At 39.3% G+C, this 18831-nt stretch carries 19 protein-coding genes; 11 read left to right on the top strand and 8 right to left on the bottom strand.

Features of this window, described 5'->3' with window-relative positions:
- Nucleotides 1–185 precede the first annotated feature (185 nt).
- Both tsf and GD597_RS13485 read left to right on the top strand, forming a co-directional pair.
- Nucleotides 186–1028, top strand: a complete 843-nt coding sequence (tsf, locus tag GD597_RS13480) for a translation elongation factor Ts (protein ID WP_171608400.1) — start codon at nucleotides 186–188, stop codon at nucleotides 1026–1028.
- Between the two features lie 67 nt (nucleotides 1029–1095).
- Complete coding sequence (locus tag GD597_RS13485) at nucleotides 1096–1890, top strand: class I SAM-dependent methyltransferase (RefSeq protein WP_171608401.1); 795 nt, start codon at nucleotides 1096–1098, stop codon at nucleotides 1888–1890.
- A gap of 102 nt (nucleotides 1891–1992) precedes the next feature.
- Here the strand turns inward: GD597_RS13485 and GD597_RS13490 are convergent, their stop codons facing one another.
- Nucleotides 1993–3036: a tryptophan 2,3-dioxygenase family protein gene (locus GD597_RS13490; RefSeq protein WP_171608402.1), complete on the bottom strand. Its 1044-nt coding sequence runs from the start codon at nucleotides 3034–3036 to the stop codon at nucleotides 1993–1995.
- Between the two features lie 70 nt (nucleotides 3037–3106).
- Here GD597_RS13490 and GD597_RS13495 point away from each other — a divergent pair, with 70 nt between their 5' ends.
- The 3 genes from GD597_RS13495 to pdxH all read left to right on the top strand — a co-directional run bounded on the left by GD597_RS13495 (nucleotide 3107) and on the right by pdxH (nucleotide 5687).
- Entirely contained in the window at nucleotides 3107–3838 is a 732-nt protein-coding gene (locus GD597_RS13495) for a DUF2490 domain-containing protein (protein WP_171608403.1), read from the top strand.
- Between the two features lie 68 nt (nucleotides 3839–3906).
- Complete coding sequence (gene pyrH, locus GD597_RS13500) at nucleotides 3907–4623, top strand: UMP kinase (RefSeq protein ID WP_216368586.1); 717 nt, start codon at nucleotides 3907–3909, stop codon at nucleotides 4621–4623.
- A gap of 422 nt (nucleotides 4624–5045) precedes the next feature.
- The gene (gene pdxH, locus GD597_RS13505; RefSeq protein ID WP_171608404.1) at nucleotides 5046–5687 is read left to right on the top strand and encodes a pyridoxamine 5'-phosphate oxidase; all 642 of its coding nucleotides are present in this window, start codon (nucleotides 5046–5048) and stop codon (nucleotides 5685–5687) included.
- A gap of 69 nt (nucleotides 5688–5756) precedes the next feature.
- Here pdxH and GD597_RS22205 read toward each other — a convergent pair whose 3' ends face one another.
- The 4 genes from GD597_RS22205 to GD597_RS13525 all read right to left on the bottom strand — a co-directional run bounded on the left by GD597_RS22205 (nucleotide 5757) and on the right by GD597_RS13525 (nucleotide 7674).
- Nucleotides 5757–5870: a 30S ribosomal protein THX gene (locus GD597_RS22205; RefSeq protein WP_171608405.1), complete on the bottom strand. Its 114-nt coding sequence runs from the start codon at nucleotides 5868–5870 to the stop codon at nucleotides 5757–5759.
- 123 nt (nucleotides 5871–5993) lie between these two features.
- Nucleotides 5994–6263 carry an HU family DNA-binding protein gene (locus GD597_RS13515; protein ID WP_171608406.1) on the bottom strand — a complete coding sequence of 90 codons (270 nt, stop codon included), beginning with the start codon at nucleotides 6261–6263 and terminating at the stop codon, nucleotides 5994–5996.
- Nucleotides 6264–6557: 294 nt separating this feature from the next.
- A complete protein-coding gene (locus tag GD597_RS13520) occupies nucleotides 6558–6863 on the bottom strand; it encodes a DUF4286 family protein (RefSeq protein WP_171608407.1) in 306 nt (101 codons plus the stop codon).
- 40 nt (nucleotides 6864–6903) lie between these two features.
- A complete protein-coding gene (locus tag GD597_RS13525; protein WP_171608408.1) occupies nucleotides 6904–7674 on the bottom strand; it encodes an exodeoxyribonuclease III in 771 nt (256 codons plus the stop codon).
- A 79-nt stretch (nucleotides 7675–7753) separates the two neighbouring features.
- On the opposite strand from GD597_RS13525, the gene GD597_RS13530 reads away from it, so the two are divergent.
- On the top strand, nucleotides 7754–8488 hold the full coding sequence (locus GD597_RS13530; RefSeq protein WP_171608409.1) for an LOG family protein: 735 nt from the start codon (nucleotides 7754–7756) through the stop codon (nucleotides 8486–8488).
- Between the two features lie 291 nt (nucleotides 8489–8779).
- Here the strand turns inward: GD597_RS13530 and GD597_RS13535 are convergent, their stop codons facing one another.
- Nucleotides 8780–9238 carry a hypothetical protein gene (locus GD597_RS13535; protein WP_171608410.1) on the bottom strand — a complete coding sequence of 153 codons (459 nt, stop codon included), beginning with the start codon at nucleotides 9236–9238 and terminating at the stop codon, nucleotides 8780–8782.
- Between the two features lie 284 nt (nucleotides 9239–9522).
- On the opposite strand from GD597_RS13535, the gene GD597_RS13540 reads away from it, so the two are divergent.
- The 4 genes from GD597_RS13540 to GD597_RS13555 all read left to right on the top strand — a co-directional run bounded on the left by GD597_RS13540 (nucleotide 9523) and on the right by GD597_RS13555 (nucleotide 12671).
- A complete protein-coding gene (locus GD597_RS13540; RefSeq protein ID WP_171608411.1) occupies nucleotides 9523–10176 on the top strand; it encodes a LysE family translocator in 654 nt (217 codons plus the stop codon).
- Nucleotides 10177–10242: 66 nt separating this feature from the next.
- Complete coding sequence (gene mtgA, locus GD597_RS13545) at nucleotides 10243–10944, top strand: monofunctional biosynthetic peptidoglycan transglycosylase (RefSeq protein ID WP_171608412.1); 702 nt, start codon at nucleotides 10243–10245, stop codon at nucleotides 10942–10944.
- Nucleotides 10945–11228: 284 nt separating this feature from the next.
- The gene (gmk, locus tag GD597_RS13550; protein WP_171608413.1) at nucleotides 11229–11807 is read left to right on the top strand and encodes a guanylate kinase; all 579 of its coding nucleotides are present in this window, start codon (nucleotides 11229–11231) and stop codon (nucleotides 11805–11807) included.
- A 45-nt stretch (nucleotides 11808–11852) separates the two neighbouring features.
- Nucleotides 11853–12671, top strand: a complete 819-nt coding sequence (locus GD597_RS13555; protein ID WP_171608414.1) for an SDR family oxidoreductase — start codon at nucleotides 11853–11855, stop codon at nucleotides 12669–12671.
- Nucleotides 12672–12880: 209 nt separating this feature from the next.
- On the opposite strand, the gene GD597_RS13560 is transcribed toward GD597_RS13555, so the two are convergent.
- Entirely contained in the window at nucleotides 12881–15226 is a 2346-nt protein-coding gene (locus tag GD597_RS13560; RefSeq protein WP_171608415.1) for an ATP-dependent helicase, read from the bottom strand.
- 274 nt (nucleotides 15227–15500) lie between these two features.
- The gene (locus tag GD597_RS13565; protein ID WP_235954297.1) at nucleotides 15501–17054 is read right to left on the bottom strand and encodes a C1 domain-containing protein; all 1554 of its coding nucleotides are present in this window, start codon (nucleotides 17052–17054) and stop codon (nucleotides 15501–15503) included.
- A 635-nt stretch (nucleotides 17055–17689) separates the two neighbouring features.
- Between GD597_RS13565 and GD597_RS13570 the strand changes: the two genes are divergently transcribed.
- On the top strand, nucleotides 17690–18829 hold the full coding sequence (locus GD597_RS13570; RefSeq protein ID WP_171608416.1) for an FIST signal transduction protein: 1140 nt from the start codon (nucleotides 17690–17692) through the stop codon (nucleotides 18827–18829).
- The last annotated feature ends 2 nt before the right edge of the window (nucleotides 18830–18831 follow it).

An 18831-nucleotide genomic window follows, 5' to 3' on the forward strand; every position in this document is an offset into this window, starting at 1 on the left:
CCCAGCTTTTATAATGCTATCCAGCATCCGTTGCGTCGCACACTTGTACAACACAACCCCATGCAGCTATAACCAAAGCAGATAGCGTAGGTTCACAGTAAAATAATACGGCTTGCTATTTTAGCCAGCTATTTTTACAGTGTATTTGCAAAACAATATTCCAAAAAATTTCTAAATACATTTATATGTCAACATCAGTAGCTATTACAGCCGCAGACATCAACAAATTACGCCAGGCAACCGGCGCCGGCATGTTAGACTGCCGTAAAGCATTAACCGAAACCAATGGCGATTTTGAAGCCGCTATCGATTGGTTACGTAAACAAGGCCAGAAAGTTGCAGCAAAACGCAGCGACCGTGAAGCAAAAGAAGGTGTTATCATCGCCAAAACAACTCCTGATAATAAAACAGGTCTTATTGTTTGCATTAGCTGCGAAACAGACTTCGTATCTAAAAATGCGGACTTTGTTGCCTTCGCACAAAGTATTGCTGATGCAGCAGTAGCCCACAATGTAAAAAGTGTTGATGAATTGAACGAAGTATTGATTAATGGTGCCAAAGTATCGGATATGATTAACGATAAACTGGCTTCTATTGGTGAAAAAATTGGTGTTGCTAAATTCGAAAGAGTAGAAGCGCCATTTGTAGCTTCCTATATTCACGGTGCTAACCGCATGGGTGTATTGGTTGGTTTATCCAGCGAAGTAGCAGAAGCAGGTAAAGATATTGCCATGCAAATTGCCGCTATGAACCCATTGGCAGTAGATGCTGATAGCATCCCCGCTTCAACTATTGAAAGGGAAAGAGCTATTGTTATTGAAACCATGAAAGCCGATCCTAAAATGGCTGGTAAACCAGAAGAAATGATTGCAAAAATTGCTGAAGGTAAATTAAATGCTTTCTTCAAAGAGCAAACATTACTGGCCCAGGCCTTTGTAAAAGATGGCAGCAAAAGCGTAGCTGAATATTTAAAAAGTGTTGGCAGCGATTTAAAAGTAACCGAATTTAAACGTGTTGCTTTAGGATAATTGCTAATAGCAGAATATATAATTAAGGGAATGATTTTTATAATCATTCCCTTTTTATTTTTAGGTAATGGAACAACAATATTTCGATGCAAATAAACAAGCCTGGAATAAAAGGGCCGCTGTGCATAAGCATAGTAGTTTTTATGATGTAGCAGCATTTAAGGCCGGTAAATCGGCTTTAAATGCCATTGAGCTACAAGCAATGGGAAATGTTCAACAAAAGCGTTTATTGCACCTGCAATGTCATTTTGGAATGGATACACTTAGCTGGGCCAGAGAAGGCGCCATAGTTACGGGTATAGATTTCTCCGACGAAGCAATTGTAACTGCAAATTCTTTAAGCAATGAATTACAGATTCCGGCTACATTTATTTGTGCCAATGTATACGATACACTTAGTCATATTAATACGGAATTTGATATTGTTTTTACTTCCTATGGAGTGGTAGGCTGGCTGCCCGATTTAGATAAATGGGCTGCAGTTATTGCCGGTTCACTGGCAAAAGGTGGTGTATTTTATATGGTGGAATTTCATCCGGTGGTTTGGATGTTGGATGAGGGTTTTAGCTATATAAAATATCATTACCACAATGCTGGTGTAATTGAAGAGCTGCAAACCGGCACCTATGCAGATAGAAATGCGCCAATTGAATACCTGGAATATAGCTGGAACCATAGTTTAAGTGAAGTAATAAATGCATTAATTAAACAGGGCCTAACTATTGCCAGCTTGGATGAATATAATTATAGTTGCTACAATTGTTTTAATAATACCATACAGGGCGAAGATGGATTTTGGCGCATTAAAGGCCTCGAAGATAAACTCCCCATGATGTATGCCATTAAAGCAACTAAACAATAACAGGTAGATTTTGCAAACGCTTTTTTGCTGCATTTACAACCGACAGTACAAGAGTGCGACGCAACGGATGCTGCCAATTGTTGTAAAAGCCGGGCTAATACATTAAATATTAAAGCCAAGGTTATTGATAAGTGCATTGGGAAGTGCAGGTAATTTGCTGCGTTCTATTAAAAAACTGGTGAGTGCAGCAAATTCCTTGAAAATATAATGCTTGTCTAAAGCTGCCCGCAGATAATCTTTACCAGAACTGCCACCTGTTCCAATTCTGGTACCAATCATACGGTGCACCATATTCATGTGGCGGTAGCGCCAGGTGCTCATTTGCTCATCTATTTCCAGTAAATTATTAATAAGTTCAAAAGGCAGATGCAGCAGCGGATACCCGCGGTACAGCATTATAAACAATGCGGCCCTGCTTGCTTTGGCAGATAGTTGCCCAGTGGTTTGCCCCTGGATAAATATGTTGTTAAAGGCCTGTAGGTTATTGCGTTCTGCTTCTGCAAGGCTATGGCTGTAACAGTGGCGGTAGGTGCTCCAATAAGGGTGCAAATCAGGCGTTGATTCGCCCTGATGTACAAATTCCTCCCAATGGGCGGTATTTTCAAAATAGGGCATACGTTCCAGCCATTTGTTTACTACATACAATAAAGATTTTTCCTCTTCTGCCTGCTTAATAATATCTATCTCGGGCTGTTTTAATTGCGAGGTATAATATTCCTTTCCGTATCGCTCGTTATAAGGTAAACCCAATTTTGCTTCCAGTGTTTTAAATTGCCAGCTTTGAAAACCGGAAGCGGGTCTTAACAAATCACGAAAATCCAGGAAATCCATGGGTGTCATGGTTTCCATAATATCTATCTGGTGTACCAGCACTTTTAAAATGGTAATTACCCTGTTTAACCGGTGTACTACAGTTTGTAAAGCGGGTGTATTATCGTTTATGGATGGTTGGTTTAACACATCAATAGCGGCATTAACTTCAAACAATATTTGCTTAAACCACAGTTCGTAGGATTGATGAATAATGATGAAAAGCATTTCATCGTGTGCAGGTGTATTGCCTTCCTTAAAGCTTTCGGGATGCTGGCTGTTTAATAGCTGTTGCAACTGTAGGTAATCGTTGTAATACACCGCATTTTCTTTCATATGGTTTGCTTTAGTATGCAAAGAAACAGTTTGTTTTAGATGCACACAATACTATACTTAAATTTGTAACATGAGAAAATTGGCACTAATACTTTTATTGTTGGTATCAACAAATTTGTGGGCGCAGAACCGCCTTTCCGAATACAACCAGATTGGTTGGTATGCTTTATTTATAACACCAAAAATTTCAAATAAGGTAAGTGCACATATAGAATACCAATGGCGCCGCGAAGCCTGGATTAAAAACTGGCAGCAATCATTGCCCAGGGTGGGTATTAATTATAAAGTAAACAATAATATTACTTTACAGGCAGGTTATGCCTGGATATTTACCTACCCTTATGGAAATACAACTCTGGCGGCCATTCCCAAAACCTTTCCTGAGCACAGGCTGTACCAGCAAATAACCGTAAGTAGACCGGTGGGTAAAACCAATTTGTCGCACCGCTTAAGATTAGAAGAAAGATGGTTGGGCAAGTATACCAATATAAATAGTACCAAACCCGATGAATGGGTATATGTTAACCGGATACGATATATGCCTAGGCTGGATATTCCATTTAATAAAAAACTGTATGCAGCTGCCTATGATGAGATTTTAATTGGCTTTGGAAAAAAGGTGGGCGAAAATATATTCGACCAAAACCGTATGGCTTTTATGCTGGGCTATAAGTGGGATAAACATATCCGTACCGAAGCCGGATATTTAAACCAAACACTCCAATTGGGCCGGGAAATAAATAATAAAAATCTTTTTCAACATAATAATGGGTTGGTGATTAATACCTACCTAACTTTATAATAGGTTGGTGCTTAAAATATTTTTACTGTTATTTGCACTACAATTTACCTAACAAACACTTCAATATCATGTTACCAAAGTACAACAGAATCTTATTAAAGTTATCAGGCGAGGCATTTATGGGCGAAGGCAATTCCACCAATCCTTTTGACCCCCAGATTATTGAACAATATGCAACCGAAATTAAAGCAGTAACAGAGTTGGGTGTACAGGTGGCATTGGTTATTGGGGGTGGCAATATTTACAGGGGTTTAAACGAAAAAGACAGTGGTATAGAACGTGCCCATGGCGATTATATGGGTATGCTGGCCACTATGCTTAACGGTATGGCCATGCAGGCTATGCTGGAGCGTATGGATGTACACACCCGTTTGCAAAGCGCCATTAAAATGGAAGCCGTTGCCGAACCTTATATTCGCCGTAAAGCCATGCGGCACCTGGAAAAGGGCCGGGTAGTAATTTTTGGAGCAGGAACCGGTAACCCTTATTTTACCACAGATACAGCGGGCTCACTCCGTGCCATTGAAATTAAGGCCGATGTAATTTTAAAAGGAACCAGGGTAGATGGTATTTATACTGCCGACCCCGAAAAAGATCCCACTGCTACCAAATATGATAAGGTTAGTTACCAGGAATGTTTAACCAATAACCTTAAAATTATGGACATGACTGCTTTTACCCTTTGTATGGAAAATAAAATGCCCATAATTGTGTTTGATATGAATAAAGTGGGCAATTTAATAAGTGTGGTAGAAGGTAAAAATGTGGGCACACTGGTGTCTTAAGTTAAAGCAATATGTTAATACCGGCTACAGGTAAAATGGCATCGTTCCTTGCGTCGCAATCACTTCATCGGTATCACATTGAGCAGCAATAAAAATAGTATCACACGTGAAACAGTTATAGTATTTACAAAGCGGATGGCTTAAAAAGTCATCCGCTTTGTATTTTAATCCATAGCAGCAATCATATGCAGTATTGGCAACATTATGCCTAAAGTTGGTGTTGCATTTTTGTGTATACAATACAACAGTTTTGTAAATTATATGCAACATCATATTTTTTCATGGCAGGCTGTAGTAATTTTAGGTTTTAAAAGCCTTGCTGCAATATTTGATACAGTACAAGAGTGCGACGCAAGCGGTGTTGAGGATGGCAATATTTGCGGGGCTTATAATTTCTTTTAGTTTAAATTAAATGGTGTACAATGAAAAAGGAAATAGCAGATATAAGAAAAGATTATCAACTGGAATCTTTAACCGAGCAAGACGTTGCAACCAATGCTATTGCACAGTTTACTCGTTGGTGGGATGAAGCAGTGAAAAGTGAAATTGACGAAGTAAATGCGATGACGTTAGCAACGGTTTCTGATAAGGGTATACCAGCTGCCAGGATTGTACTACTGAAGGATTACGATGAAAATGGGTTTGTGTTTTTTACCAATTATAATAGCGACAAAGGCATGCAATTGGCAGCAAATCCACATGCAACCTTACTGTTTTTTTGGAAGGAGCTGGAAAGACAAATAAGAATTGAAGGCGTAGCCGAAAAAGTGAGTGCGGCAGAAAGCGATGATTATTTTTACTCAAGACCGGTGGGCAGCCGTATTGGTGCATGGTCATCGCCACAAAGCAGGGTTATTGCCAATAGAGAAATATTGGAACAAAATGTAGCTACTTATGCCAACGAATTTGGAGAAAATGTGCCCAGACCTGAACATTGGGGCGGATACCGCATAAAACCTGCTGTAATTGAGTTTTGGCAGGGCCGTAGCAGTCGCTTGCACGATAGGATAAGATATACACTAACAGCAGAAAATAATTGGGTTATAGAGCGCCTGGCACCCTGATGGTTGAAAAGTTGATAAGTGGCAATAATGTATTAACCATTGTACCTATCAACTTAACAACAAAAGGGATTAAGCTTCTTTTTTTGCAGCTACAGCAGCTTTTGCAGGGCGTGCAGGACGGCTTTTGCCGAAAGAACCTTTGAAAATTTTACCTTTTTTGCTTTTTTTATCACCTCTACCCATTGTTGAACGTTTTTATTTTTTTGATAATAAGGATGCAAAAATGCAAAAAACATTTGAAAGTGCCGATAATAAAAAAGCAGAAGGTTAAAACTTCTGCTTTTTTTAATACGGCAAGCTATGAATTTAGATTTTTGCGCTAAGTTCTTTACCTGCTTTAAAGCGTGCAACTTTTTTAGCTTTAATTTTAATTGCAGCACCGGTTTGTGGGTTACGGCCTGTACGTGCAGCACGTTTTGATACTGAGAAAGTACCAAATCCTACCAACGTAACTTTTCCACCACCTTTTAAAGTTTTGGTAACAGCTTCTACAAAAGAATCAAGTGTGGCATTTGCCTGTGTTTTGGTGATGCCTGCATCTTCAGCAAGTTTGGCAACCAATTCAGCTTTGTTCATAATGGTTATTTTTTATTGTTTGATAACGATAACAAATTTATTCGCTTTTGTTATTCAACAAAATTATTTTTCGTTTTTAATAAATTTTGTGATTCCATACAATCCGCATGGGTAAAGGATTTCAGCAGATTGCAGTTATTGTTGTTGAAGCAAAATAAATATGCCATTCCGCTGTAACCCTTACTGGCAAAGCGTTTCAGTATTGAATGGCTGAAATCCTTTGCTGTAGCGGCTTTTAAACCAATATAACAATCTTTTTAACAATACAGTGCAGGTTTTAAAACATTTCCACACTTAATGCACAACCTGCATTAGTGTACGGAATGCCACACATTGCTCACCCCATTTTTGCTGGGTAATTGCCCTTAAACCAGGTGCATGAATTTCTATGTACTTGTTATAATCTGCCTTACTGTTAGCATAAAATTGTACCGCATAAGTGGGGCCATCAGTTTCATCTATTTCCAGTATGCGCAGCAGCTGGTTTTTATAAAAACAACCGGTGCCCATTATTTGTGGAATATGTTCCTCTAATTGCCATTGCAACCATTTTTCGTGAATATCCCAGTTTGCCATTACCGTAATATTATATAAAAACATATGTGTGTGTTGTTTGTGTTAAAAATAATTGCACGGTAACTTACAATGCCATTGATACATAAATAGGGCAGTGGTCGCTATGTTTTACATCCGGGTAAATGGCAGCAGCTTCAATGCTATCTTTTAGATTGTCTGTAATGCAGATATAATCTATGCGCCAACCCTTATTTTGAAGGCGTACACTGGGAAAGCGTTGGCTCCACCAGGTATATTGATGTGGTTCTTCAGGATGCTTATGTCTGAAAGTATCTATAAAATTATCAGCCAGGAAACTATCCATCCAGGCTCTTTCTTCGGGTAAAAATCCTGATGAGTTTTTATTGCCTTTAGGATCGTGTATATCAATTGCCGTATGGGCAATATTATAATCGCCGCAAATCACCAGTTTATTTCTGGTGGCCCGCAGGGTTTTTAGGTAGGCATGAAATTCTGCCAGCCATTGGTATTTATAGGTTTGGCGTTCATCGCCACTGGTGCCCGATGGATAATAAGCACTGATAATACTAATATCTCCAATATCTGCACGTATTACACGGCCCTCAAAATCGCTTTGTTCTATGCCTGTGCCATATTCAATATGATCAATTGGTATTTTGGATAAAATGGCCACACCACTATATCCTTTTTTTTGTGCTGAATAATGATAAATGCTATAACCCAATTCTTCCATGGCGGCAACTGGTATATTATCCCCATCGGCTTTTATTTCCTGCAAACAAATAATATCTGCCGGGTTAGTAGAAAGCCATTCTGCAAAACCTTTTTTCATTGCGGCCCTGATGCCATTTACATTGTATGAGATAATACGCATTAGCAAAAATTTATTGCAATATAATTACATTACTCAACCCCCATTCACGATCTTTATAAATAGTCTTAAATATACTTGAATGGAACAAAGAATTATACCGGCAAAAAAACTGGTTTACCTGGATGGGCCAAGAAGCAGATCCTATGAATTGAAATTTTTATTAAAGGTTTTTTTTCAATTTTTCAGGGGCATCCGAAAAATGCATTTTGCAGGCCCTTGTATAACCGTGTTTGGCTCTGCACGTTTTAAAGAAGATCATCCTTATTATGTAGCGGCCAGAGAATTTGGAAAACAAATTGCGCAACTGGGTTTTTGTACTGTAACCGGCGGCGGGCCCGGCATTATGGAAGCAGCTAATCGGGGTGCTTTTGAAAATGGGGGTAAATCCATTGGTTGCAATATTGTGCTGCCGCACGAGCAACACGAAAATCCATACGTTCAAACCTCGGTAACCTTCGATTATTTTTTTGTTCGCAAAACCATACTTACCAAATATTCCTACTCTTTTATTATACTACCAGGCGGCTTTGGAACAATGGATGAATTTTATGAAGTACTAACGCTAATCCAAACCAAAACAGTAGAAAGATTTCCTATTGTGTTGTATGGTAAAAGCTATTTTAAATTGCTGATGGATCAAATAAATTTTATGGCCGAGCAGGGAACCATTTCCCGTGAAGATATGGATCTTGTAATGCTTACAGATGATATACCGCAGGCCATGGATCATGTGCGAAAATATATTACAGCCAATTACAAGGCAAGGCCCACTTTTAAAATTCCTGTATGGTGGTTGTTCGAAAAAAGATATTAATAAATATGGTGTTTTTGTTTACCAGCTGCAGATTTATATAGCAGCTTTACTTGCGTCGCATTACGTTCATCGGTTGGTTATTAATGAGGCAATGTTATGTGTTATGCTACAAATTAATAATGGCTGTAAGGCTTATCAGGCAATACTTACAGCTTTTTGCTGAATAGTATTACCATTAGTACAAGTGTGCGTCGCAAGTAAGGCTGATGCTTGTGCAATTGCCCGGCTCAACAAAAAAAGAACCGTGTTTTAACATGGTTCAATATTAAAGATGATATATAGAAAAAGCATTTAATTAAAAATGCCAGAAGTACTTTTCTTTTTAAAAGTATGTTGCAATAATTCTGCACTTTTTTTATAGAAGTACAGGTAAGGTTTTAATAAAGTAGTTATAAAACTTTGATCGGGTTTTACCTGCGTGCTGTTTACAAAATAGGCTGCGTTTTTTATATTAAATTGCACTTTTCCTTCGGCCATATTTTCAAATAGGGCAATGCCATGTAATTGTAAACTTTCTGACATACCTTTTTTGTAAAAATGCAATTCTGCAGCAAAAACATTCCACGACTTTTCTGTTACCGGAAAATAATTGGTGCTTAACTGAATGGTATTGTCATCAATAAAATTAAAGGCTTCAATTCTGCCAACAGGTATACGTTCGCTGGCATCGTTAAAACAATAAAACATGGCTTGTTGCAGGGCATTGGCCATAGCAATATAAGGCGGTGGTGTGTGTTGGTGTTGTTCCATAGCAGAAACATTTATTGTTTTGTAGACAAGCAAATACATAATCGCGTTGCTTGGCTGTAAACTAATTGACAAATTATGCTTTATAAAGTTTATTCCACATTAATCTTATGCACATAAACAAGTACGTTTTTTTAATTAATTAGGTTTTTGTTAAGAAATCTATCTGTCGGGGAAAGCAGATAAATGGTAACAAAATGATGGTTTATAAATACCTTACACCTATCTTATTCAGATAAAGCACTTATTTTCGTATTTATTAATTTTCTTACTTCAATTACAGCTACATGATTGCTGCACTGGCAAAGGGATTTGCGCTGGGTTTATTACTAAGTATTTCTGTGGGCCCAGTAATCTTTTCTGTTATCAAGCAAAGCCTTAATAACGGGCATAAAGGTGGTTTTTCCTTTATTGCAGGTGTTTCTGCCAGTGATATTACCGTGGTATTAATTTGTAACCTGTTCACTTCTCTATTTCAATCCGCCATGTCGCATGAACTGGTAATTGGCAGCATAGGCAGCGCTTTTTTAATTTTAATGGGTTTGTACACCATATTTTTAAAAAAGGTAGCTACTACCGATGATGGGCGCCTTCCCTCGGCCACCATGCGCAAGAGAGATATGCTGGGTATTTTTCTCGCGGGTTATTTTATGAATTTATTAAACCCCGGGGTATTATTATTTTGGATAGGTGCTTCCACCGCAGTTATTTCTGGTTCTGAAAAGAATATACACCCCGACGAATATATTTTTATTGCATTTGCTGTATGCCTGCTTATTAATTTGATTGCCGATATCAGCAAAGTGATGCTTGCCGGTAAAATCAGGGAAAAGTTAAACCCACATAATATTCATATTATTAACAGGGTGGCGGGGCTTATTTATCTTGTATTTGGGGTTGTGCTTATTTATGGCATTTATACCAATAAATTGCCTCACTAAAAAATTGCCTTTCAATTTCTTTTTCTAACTGCATCTTCGTAGTATCTTCCGCAGGCAATTATTTTTATGGTTAAAAAAATATGGCATTATACCAAACGCATTTTACTGTACGCTTTTATAAGCTCGTTTATTTATTTATTGATTTGCAAATGGGTAATGCCACCCATTACTTTTACCCAAATAGGCAGTTTAATGGATGGCTATGGGTTAAAACGCGATTATGTTAGCTGGGACGAAATTTCGCCCAATGTAAAGCTGGCAGCCATGGCCAGCGAAGACCAACTGTTCCCAGATCATAGCGGGTTTGATTGGGCTTCAATCCAAAAAAGTCTGCAAACCAATCCAAAAAAGAAAAATAAGGTGGCTGGCGCCGGTGCCAGTACCATTAGCCAGCAAACCAGTAAAAATGTTTTTTTATGGCAGGGCGAAAGCACCACCATGCGGTATATACGTAAAGTGCCCGAAGCATATTTTACCCAGCTTACCGAGTGGATTTGGGGCAAAAAGCGCATACTGGAAGTGTACTTAAATGTAATTGAAATGGGTAAGGGCATTTATGGTATTGAAGCAGCTTCGCAGGCCTATTTTCATAAACCGGCAAAAAATTTATCGCGGATGGAAGCGGCGCAAATTATTGCTTGCTTACCCAATCCTAAAATATATACTGTAAAACCTCAAAGCCGTTTTGTAGCACGTAAAACCGGCTGGATTTTACGACAAATGAATAATATAGCCAGCGACCCCGATGTGCAGGCATTAATAAAATAGTAATTGCTCTTAATGGCTGGTAGTAAGGTTTATTGGATTATCTGCTGCAGTGATGATACTTTATAAGGTTAACTTGTTTTTGTATTTACTGCTGCCACGCATATCAACAGCACAAGAGTGCGACGCAACGGCTGCCGCTATCTTTTACTTATGCCTGGTCCATAAACCGAAAATAATTTAAGCGTTTAAATTGTGTACAATAGCACTGAATTGTTTTGCACAATAGCCAACATAAAACCTGGTTCTAAGTAGCATCATTAACCAATAATACAGTTATTTGCACCATGGAACATGCAATACCTAAAATTATTATTATTACGGCGCCCAGTGGTGCCGGTAAAACTTCTATTACCCGCTATCTGTTGCAGAAATACCCGCAATTATCTTTTTCTATTTCGGCCACCACACGTGCCCCACGTGGTGAGGAACAGGATGGGGTAGATTACTATTTTATTAGTGCCGATGCCTTTAAACAAAAAATACAGGAAGAAGCTTTTATAGAATGGGAAATGGTGTACGAAGGCAAATATTATGGTACCCTTAAAACAGAAATTAACCGTATTTGGCAGGCTGGTAAAGTACCCATGCTGGATATTGATGTGAAAGGTGCCTTGCATGTGCAAAGCCAAAACCCGGGCAATACCTTATCAGTTTTTATCGAGCCTCCATCGGTGGAGGAGCTGCACACCCGGTTATTGGCCCGTGGTACCGAAACACCCGAAAGCCTGGAAACCCGGTTAAGCAAAGCGGCTTACGAAATTTCGTTTAGTCACCAGTTTAACCACATAATTGTAAATAAAGAACTGCCGCTGGCCTGCGAACAAACCGAAGCCGCCATAAAAGCTTTTTTGGGTTGGCAATAAGGCCATTAAAATAAGTAACTTACAAAACACTATAAAACCTGCCATATGCCATTTACCAATAAAACAGTATTTATAACCGGTGCCAGCAGGGGAATTGGCAAAGCTATTGCCCTTAAATTAGCCACAGCCGGAGCCAATATTGTTATTGCAGCGAAAAGCACCGAAGAAAACCCCAAACTGGGCGGTACCATTTTTTCTGCCGCGGCCGAGGTAGAAGCTGCCGGCGGCAAGGCATTGGCGGTACAGGTAGATATACGCCAGGAGGACCAAATAATAGCTGCCGTTGAAAAAACAGTTCAAACTTTTGGCGGTATAGATATCCTTATCAACAATGCATCGGCCATACAACTTACGGGTACCGAGCAAACCGAAACCAAACGGTTCGATCTGATGCATAGCGTTAACGTACGGGGAACTTTTTTGGTAACCAAACACTGTATACCGCTGCTTAAAAAAAGCAGCAATGCGCATATACTTACCTTATCGCCACCCATAAATATAGAACCCCGCTGGCTGGGCCCGCATGTGGCATATACCATTAGCAAATACAATATGAGCATGATGGCCATTGGCTGGGCGCAGGAGTTACAGCCCTTTCGCATAGCATCTAATGCGCTATGGCCCAAAACTACTATCGATACGGCAGCCGTACGTAATATACTGGGTGGAGAAATGCTGGCAAAAATGAGCCGCACCCCGCAAATACTGGCCGATGCGGCTTTTTATATACTAAGTAAATCCGCCGCTACCTGCACTGGTAATACGTTTATTGACGAAGCGGTTTTTGCCGCCGAAGGCATTACCGATCTTTCGGCCTATTCCGTAGTACCCGGCGCCAATCTTTACCCCGATTTGTTTATTTAAATTATTGTGTACCCGGCTACAAAACAAGCAGCAGCATTACTTGCGTCGCACTCTTGTACGGTTGGATACGTTACGCAGCTTTTATGAAAACAAAAAAACTATTAGGTATTAGCTGTTGGCTATTAGCTGCTAGCTTATTGTAATTGATAATTGGCTGTTTGGCTAATGGCTAACAGCTAGTGGCTAATGGCCAAATGCAAGGCCTTTATCTACTCAACAATTCGCAGCCGGGCATAGTTGAGCATTATTTTTTTCTCGCCATTTAATTCAAATTGTACGGTGGCAATGGGGTTGTGTTTGGCGCCTTCCATTTTTATTACCAGTCCAAAGCCAAATTTTTGGTGTTCAACTTTTTGGCCGGCCTGCAGGTTGCTGGTATCGCTGGGTACAAAATCGGCGCTGGGTTTGTGTTCTACCACTTTGTTAGATGGTGGCACCACCGGCATATACGATGGCCTGGCATCGGGCTTTTTGGTGGGTGGTGCGCCGTATTTTTTTTCTATGTTTTGCGCATCGTTTGCATTGCCACGGTTCATTCTTTCGAAAGCCGTACCCATATTGTTAAAGCCCTGGTTACGGGCACCGCCGCCGGCATAGGTTTTATCAATAAAAGCTTCGGGCATTTCTTCTAAAAAGCGGCTGGGCTCGTTTTGTACCAGTTGCCCAAAGCGGTAACGAGAGTTGGCATAGGTTAACCACAGCCTTTGTTTGGCACGGGTTACGGCAACATAAAACAGGCGGCGTTCTTCTTCCAGCTCTTCACGGGTATTAATACTCATGGCATTGGGGAAAAGTGTTTCCTCAATACCCCCTACAAATACACATTCAAATTCAAGGCCTTTGGCGGCATGTATGGTCATCATTTTAACCGTGTCGCTATCGGCTTTATCATCATCGGCATCGGTAAGCAGGGTTATTTGCTGCAGGTAACTGCCCAGGCTTTTATCACCTACTTCTCCATCATCGTTCGATGGGCTTTCTGTCCATTCTTTTATGGAATTCAACAGTTCCTGTATATTCTCGTACCGGGCCAGGCCTTCGGTGGTTTTATCGTTAAATAATTCTTTAACCAGATTGGTATGTTTGCCTACATGAACGGCTACATCGTAGGCATTTTTATCGGTAAGCAAACTTTGAAAATAGCGTATCATGGTTACAAAATTCTGCAAGGCTTCCAGTGTGCCTGCTTTAAAACCAAACTCGCCTGCACGGCTAATTACATCGTACATGCTAATGTTTTGCTCGTTGGCATAAATTACGCATTTTTCAATAGTGGTTTTGCCAATACCGCGTACCGGATAATTAATGATGCGTTTTAATGCTTCCTCGTCTCTGGTATTAACCACAATGCGCAGGTAGGCCAGCAGGTCTTTTACTTCTTTGCGCTGGTAAAAGCTAAGTCCGCCATAAATGCGGTAGGCAATACCCATGCGGCGCAGGCTTTCTTCAAAAGCACGGCTTTGGGCATTGGTGCGGTATAGTATGGCAAAATCTTTATTAAAAAAATGGTTGCGCAGTTTTTGTTCCTGTACCGTGTCGGCAACAAATTTGCCTTCATCATTATCTGTCATGGTGCGCACCAGCGTTATCTTTTCGCCCTCTTTGTTTTCGGTCCAAAGGTTTTTGGGTATTTGGCCTTTATTGTTTTTAATTACTTCGTTGGCTACGTTAATAATGCTTTGGCTGCTGCGGTAGTTTTGTTCCAGCTTTACTACTTTAACATCATCGTAATCTTTTTGAAACTGTAAAATATTTTCGATGGTAGCGCCACGAAAGCTATAGATACTTTGGGCATCATCGCCCACTACACAAATATTCTCGTGTGCTGCAGCCAGCAGCTTGGTAATTTGATACTGTACGGCATTGGTATCCTGGTACTCATCAATCAATATAAACTTAAACTTATGCTGGTATTTGTGCAGGCTTTCGGGGTTGTTGTGTAACAGCTCGTACATTTTGAAAAGCAAGTCATCAAAATCCATGGCGCCGTTTTTAAAACAGCGGGCGGCATAGGCGGCATAAATTTGGGCAATCATGGGGCGGTTGGCACGCATATCTTCCTGCTGAATATAATAGTCAGTAGCATATTCTGCCGGACCAACCAATGCATTTTTAGCCGAAGAAATGCGGTTATGTACCACATTGGGTTTATAATGTTTATCGTCTAAATTTAATTCGTTTATAACGGTTTTTAAAACGCTGCGGCTATCATCGGTATCGTAAATGGTAAAATTGCTGGGGTAGCCAATGCGGTGGGCTTCTGCACGTAAAATGCGGGCAAATACACTGTGAAAAGTACCAATATATAAATTGCGGGCTTCGCTGTTGCCCAGAATTCTTTCAATACGTTCTTTCATTTCGGCGGCGGCCTTATTGGTAAAAGTAAGTGCCAGTATATTAAAGGCATCAACGCCATTGGCCATTAGGTGGGCAATACGGGTGGTAAGTACTTTTGTTTTACCGCTACCGGCGCCGGCCACAATCATTAACGGGCCTTTTATATGTGTAACCGCTTCGAATTGCGGTTCATTCAATCCTTTTAAATAATCCTGCATGGGTGCAAGTTAAGTTGATTGCCCGAGAGGTTGAAAGCCTGATTAACAACAACTGTGGAAATATTTATGGTGCCGGCTATGGAAATACTATTTGGCTTTACTTGTGTCACTCACTTGTACGGCAACAAAAAGGGCAGCAGGTAATACAGGGTTACCATATTGATTGTTGTAAATAAGATGAATACCATGTATTATTTGCTGAAAAGCAATTGGAACGTACAAGTGAGTGACACAACGGATGCTGCATGCTTATTCTGTCGCCTGCTTAATAATGCTATAACCTGCGTTTACTGGCTTTTACTTTTGCCTGGATGATGATGCTTACCGGTTTATCGTACACCTTACTTTCTACCCATGATATGATATCCAGATAAGCAAAGGAGCGGGTTTCGAAACGGCTTTTTTCGTATTGGCTGATAATGGCAAGGAATTTTTCAAATTCGGGTTTTATTTTACGCGGGGAGATTTCGAATGATTTGCGTAAAAATTTAAACATGGCTTCTTCAATTACCGTTAAGTTTTGCATTTTAGCCATAAAGCGGTATACCGATTTTATAAGGTATTCCAAGATATCCATATTTCCGAGCTCGTAGTGCGCAATTAAATGGACCAGGCGTGCATAACATTGCAGGTCTATGCGCAAATCAACCGGGCCGTTAATAATTTTTTGCAGATAGTCGATAGATGTTTCATAATCGCCGCTCCCAAAATAAAGGGTAGCAATTTTATAATTAAAAACCAACACCCGATGTTTATCAATATATAGTTCGTATTCTTTTAGTTTTTCTTCAATTTCTGGTACATGTAAAAGGCCTTCTTTAAAAGTACCCATCATCAGGTGCTGGTTAATACGGGCACTGTTAATGTATACAAAAGTGTGTATCCTGAAATTGTCGTGTTGGGTAGCTGCCGGGGTATGTGAAAAAGCCTCAAACTTACGCAGTGTATTGGCAAATCGGGTGTAATTACGTAAATCGAAATGGGCGTTTAAGAGATTGTGCATGCCTTTTACATAGTGGCCAGTTTCTACGCTGATCATTAAAGGTTCAGCATCAAACAATTCAATCCACTTATGGCTGTACCTGTAATACATTAAAAAATCCTGTCTGATAAAAGCATACCAGCAATAGCTTTGATAGAGGTATAGTTTCTCGTAAAAATTAGTAATCGCTTCGGGTTGATCAGGCAAATTGGCTTTAAAGAATTTTCTGATATCGGCTTCGTCATCAAGGTTGCGTGCATGGCCGTTTTTTACATACCAGCGGTAAAGCAATAATGCCAGATTGGATAACCGGGTAACACGTTCTATATGCCCGCTTATTTCTGTTGCTTCGCTGGATAGATTGGCTGTTTTTTCCAGGGAACTACGGGTAATGTGAAGGGTTTCAATTTTCTTTTCCAGTGAAATAACCTGCGCCAGAAAATTGTATTTATGATTGGCTTTGGCTAATTCTTTTGCTTTTTCTAAAATTTTAAGACTTTGTAGCTTGAGGCCTTTATTATACAACAGGCGGGCATAATCTAAATGCTCACTTAATTGCAGGTCTACATTCTCGGTACTTTTTAATAAGCGTAAGCTGGCGAGTAATTGTTTGTTGAGATGCGATTTTAAATTGGCTAACTGGGGTTTGGTGATATTAGGCAGTTTTTTAAGCAAGGTTTTCTCATCATATTCTACCATTTTATCCAGAGCGTCAAATAAATGGATGATTTTGAGGTCATCATTACCAGAACTTCTTTTGATATATAATTTAAAATGCCTTTTTTCAGCCTTCTCAAGTGATCGGATTAACTGAAATAAAGCATCTGTCAACGTGTTGGGCATCATAACTAAAATCTCCTGTAGTTCAATGATAGTAAAGGTTTTGCAATTTCAAATCCTTTTAGCCATCATGAAATAACGAACAATATGATTCTGAACTAAAAAAAAGTCATCTTACTTTCGTTTTAGAAAGGAAGATGATCATACAGCAAGCAATCGTTAGGAAGCAATAGTTAAAGGCACAAATAAAGTTTATCTGGCATGATAAACTGAAAATAAAAAGATAATTAGAACTCTTTCATATGGCAAGCAATCGTTAGAGGCCAGTCCGTTTCTACGGAAGGGCTTTTTTTATTTTCGGATGCCAAGATAATGCTAAATATTATATTACCAACAATTTTCTGCTAAGATTTTGCACAATTGGTTTTTTTTCTAATAAAAATTCCCTTCATTTTTAATTACTGTTAAATAGTTGCAAACAGTATATCCGCCCAATAAAATATTGCGTACATTTTTACATTGATTAACAATAAGTTGCATACTTTATTAGTTTTTTGTTTACATAATTCAGACATTTTTTCCATTAAATTCAACATTCTGAAGCTTTTTGGGCCTACTTTAAATTTTACTTAAAATTTAATTGTTAGTATAAATTCTTGTATTAACTTTAATTTTAATCAGTATTCTAAAAACCAATATACATGCAGACCCAAATTTCCCAATTAAAAAATGGCGAGTGGATTCAATTTGACACTCAGGAATTATCCCCAAATCTGGTACAACTGGTACTGGTATTTGGTGAAAGGTTTTTACTGGAAGACTCCTTAGTTTATGCCGGGATAAAAGAAAAGTATCCAAATGCTACTGTTGTAACCGGTTCCACCTCCGGCGAAATATGTAATACCGGAGTTTTTGATGATACAGTAGTTACAGTAGCCATGTATTTTGAAAAAACATCGCTATCATTTTCGAAAGCAAATATCAACAGTTTTAGCAGTACCTATGATTTGGGCAAATTTGTGGCAAATGCTCTTCCCAAAGAAAATCTGAAATATGTATTGGTTATTTCTGACGGAGGTAAAGTAAATGGCACCGAACTAACGGCGGCAATTAATGAAGTTGTTGGCGACCAGGTTTTGGTAACCGGTGGTTTGGCTGGTGATAAGGCCAGGTTTGAAAAAACAATCGTAGGTTTAAATGAAGATATTGCCGAGGGAAACGTAGTTTTAGTTGGCATGTATGGCGAGCATATAAAAGTAGGATGTGGTTTACGAGGTGGTTGGGATATGTTTGGTCCGGAGAGAGTAATTACTAAAGCCAGTCAGAATGTTTTATTTGAAATAGATCATGTTAATGCGCTGGAATTATATAAAAAATATTTAGGTAAATATGCAGCTGATTTACCTGGATCGGCATTGCTTTTCCCCCTGGCAATTAAATCCAATAATGAAGAAAATCAGTTGGTGAGAACAATTTTATCTATAGATGAAGAAAAGCAATCCATGACTTTTGCCGGGAACATGCCTGAAGGTGCACGTGTTCGTTTAATGAAAGCTAATTTTGATAAATTGATTTTTAGTGCCGGTGAAGCAGCCACAGATGCAGAAAATGTGCTTGGTACTGCACATGCAGATTTTGTATTATTAATTAGTTGCGTAGGCAGAAAATTGGTACTAGGCAGCAGAACCGAAGAGGAAGTGGAAGCAGCTGCCGAGGTATTTGGTGCTGCTACCAAAATAGCTGGATTTTATTCATATGGGGAAATATCCCCCCAGCAATTTGGTACCTGTAGCGACTTACATAATCAAACAATGACAATCACCACTTTTACTGAGTTATAATC

The sequence above is a fragment of the Limnovirga soli genome (genome assembly GCF_013106755.1).
In the GTDB taxonomy this organism is placed as follows: Bacteria; Bacteroidota; Bacteroidia; order Chitinophagales; family Chitinophagaceae; genus Limnovirga; species Limnovirga soli.

Coding starts and splice junctions, on each gene's coding strand:
- GD597_RS13490 (WP_171608402.1), bottom strand. CDS start 3,036: ATGAAAGAAAATGCGGTGTATTACAACGATTACCTACAGTTGCAACAG.
- GD597_RS13530 (WP_171608409.1), top strand. CDS start 7,754: ATGGAACAAAGAATTATACCGGCAAAAAAACTGGTTTACCTGGATGGG.
- mtgA (WP_171608412.1), top strand. CDS start 10,243: ATGGTTAAAAAAATATGGCATTATACCAAACGCATTTTACTGTACGCT.
- gmk (WP_171608413.1), top strand. CDS start 11,229: ATGGAACATGCAATACCTAAAATTATTATTATTACGGCGCCCAGTGGT.
- GD597_RS13485 (WP_171608401.1), top strand. CDS start 1,096: ATGGAACAACAATATTTCGATGCAAATAAACAAGCCTGGAATAAAAGG.
- GD597_RS13535 (WP_171608410.1), bottom strand. CDS start 9,238: ATGGAACAACACCAACACACACCACCGCCTTATATTGCTATGGCCAAT.
- GD597_RS13495 (WP_171608403.1), top strand. CDS start 3,107: ATGAGAAAATTGGCACTAATACTTTTATTGTTGGTATCAACAAATTTG.
- pdxH (WP_171608404.1), top strand. CDS start 5,046: ATGAAAAAGGAAATAGCAGATATAAGAAAAGATTATCAACTGGAATCT.
- GD597_RS13525 (WP_171608408.1), bottom strand. CDS start 7,674: ATGCGTATTATCTCATACAATGTAAATGGCATCAGGGCCGCAATGAAA.
- GD597_RS13565 (WP_235954297.1), bottom strand. CDS start 17,054: ATGATGCCCAACACGTTGACAGATGCTTTATTTCAGTTAATCCGATCA.
- GD597_RS13540 (WP_171608411.1), top strand. CDS start 9,523: ATGATTGCTGCACTGGCAAAGGGATTTGCGCTGGGTTTATTACTAAGT.
- pyrH (WP_216368586.1), top strand. CDS start 3,907: ATGTTACCAAAGTACAACAGAATCTTATTAAAGTTATCAGGCGAGGCA.
- GD597_RS13560 (WP_171608415.1), bottom strand. CDS start 15,226: ATGCAGGATTATTTAAAAGGATTGAATGAACCGCAATTCGAAGCGGTT.
- GD597_RS13520 (WP_171608407.1), bottom strand. CDS start 6,863: ATGTTTTTATATAATATTACGGTAATGGCAAACTGGGATATTCACGAA.
- GD597_RS13570 (WP_171608416.1), top strand. CDS start 17,690: ATGCAGACCCAAATTTCCCAATTAAAAAATGGCGAGTGGATTCAATTT.
- GD597_RS13555 (WP_171608414.1), top strand. CDS start 11,853: ATGCCATTTACCAATAAAACAGTATTTATAACCGGTGCCAGCAGGGGA.
- GD597_RS13515 (WP_171608406.1), bottom strand. CDS start 6,263: ATGAACAAAGCTGAATTGGTTGCCAAACTTGCTGAAGATGCAGGCATC.
- GD597_RS22205 (WP_171608405.1), bottom strand. CDS start 5,870: ATGGGTAGAGGTGATAAAAAAAGCAAAAAAGGTAAAATTTTCAAAGGT.
- tsf (WP_171608400.1), top strand. CDS start 186: ATGTCAACATCAGTAGCTATTACAGCCGCAGACATCAACAAATTACGC.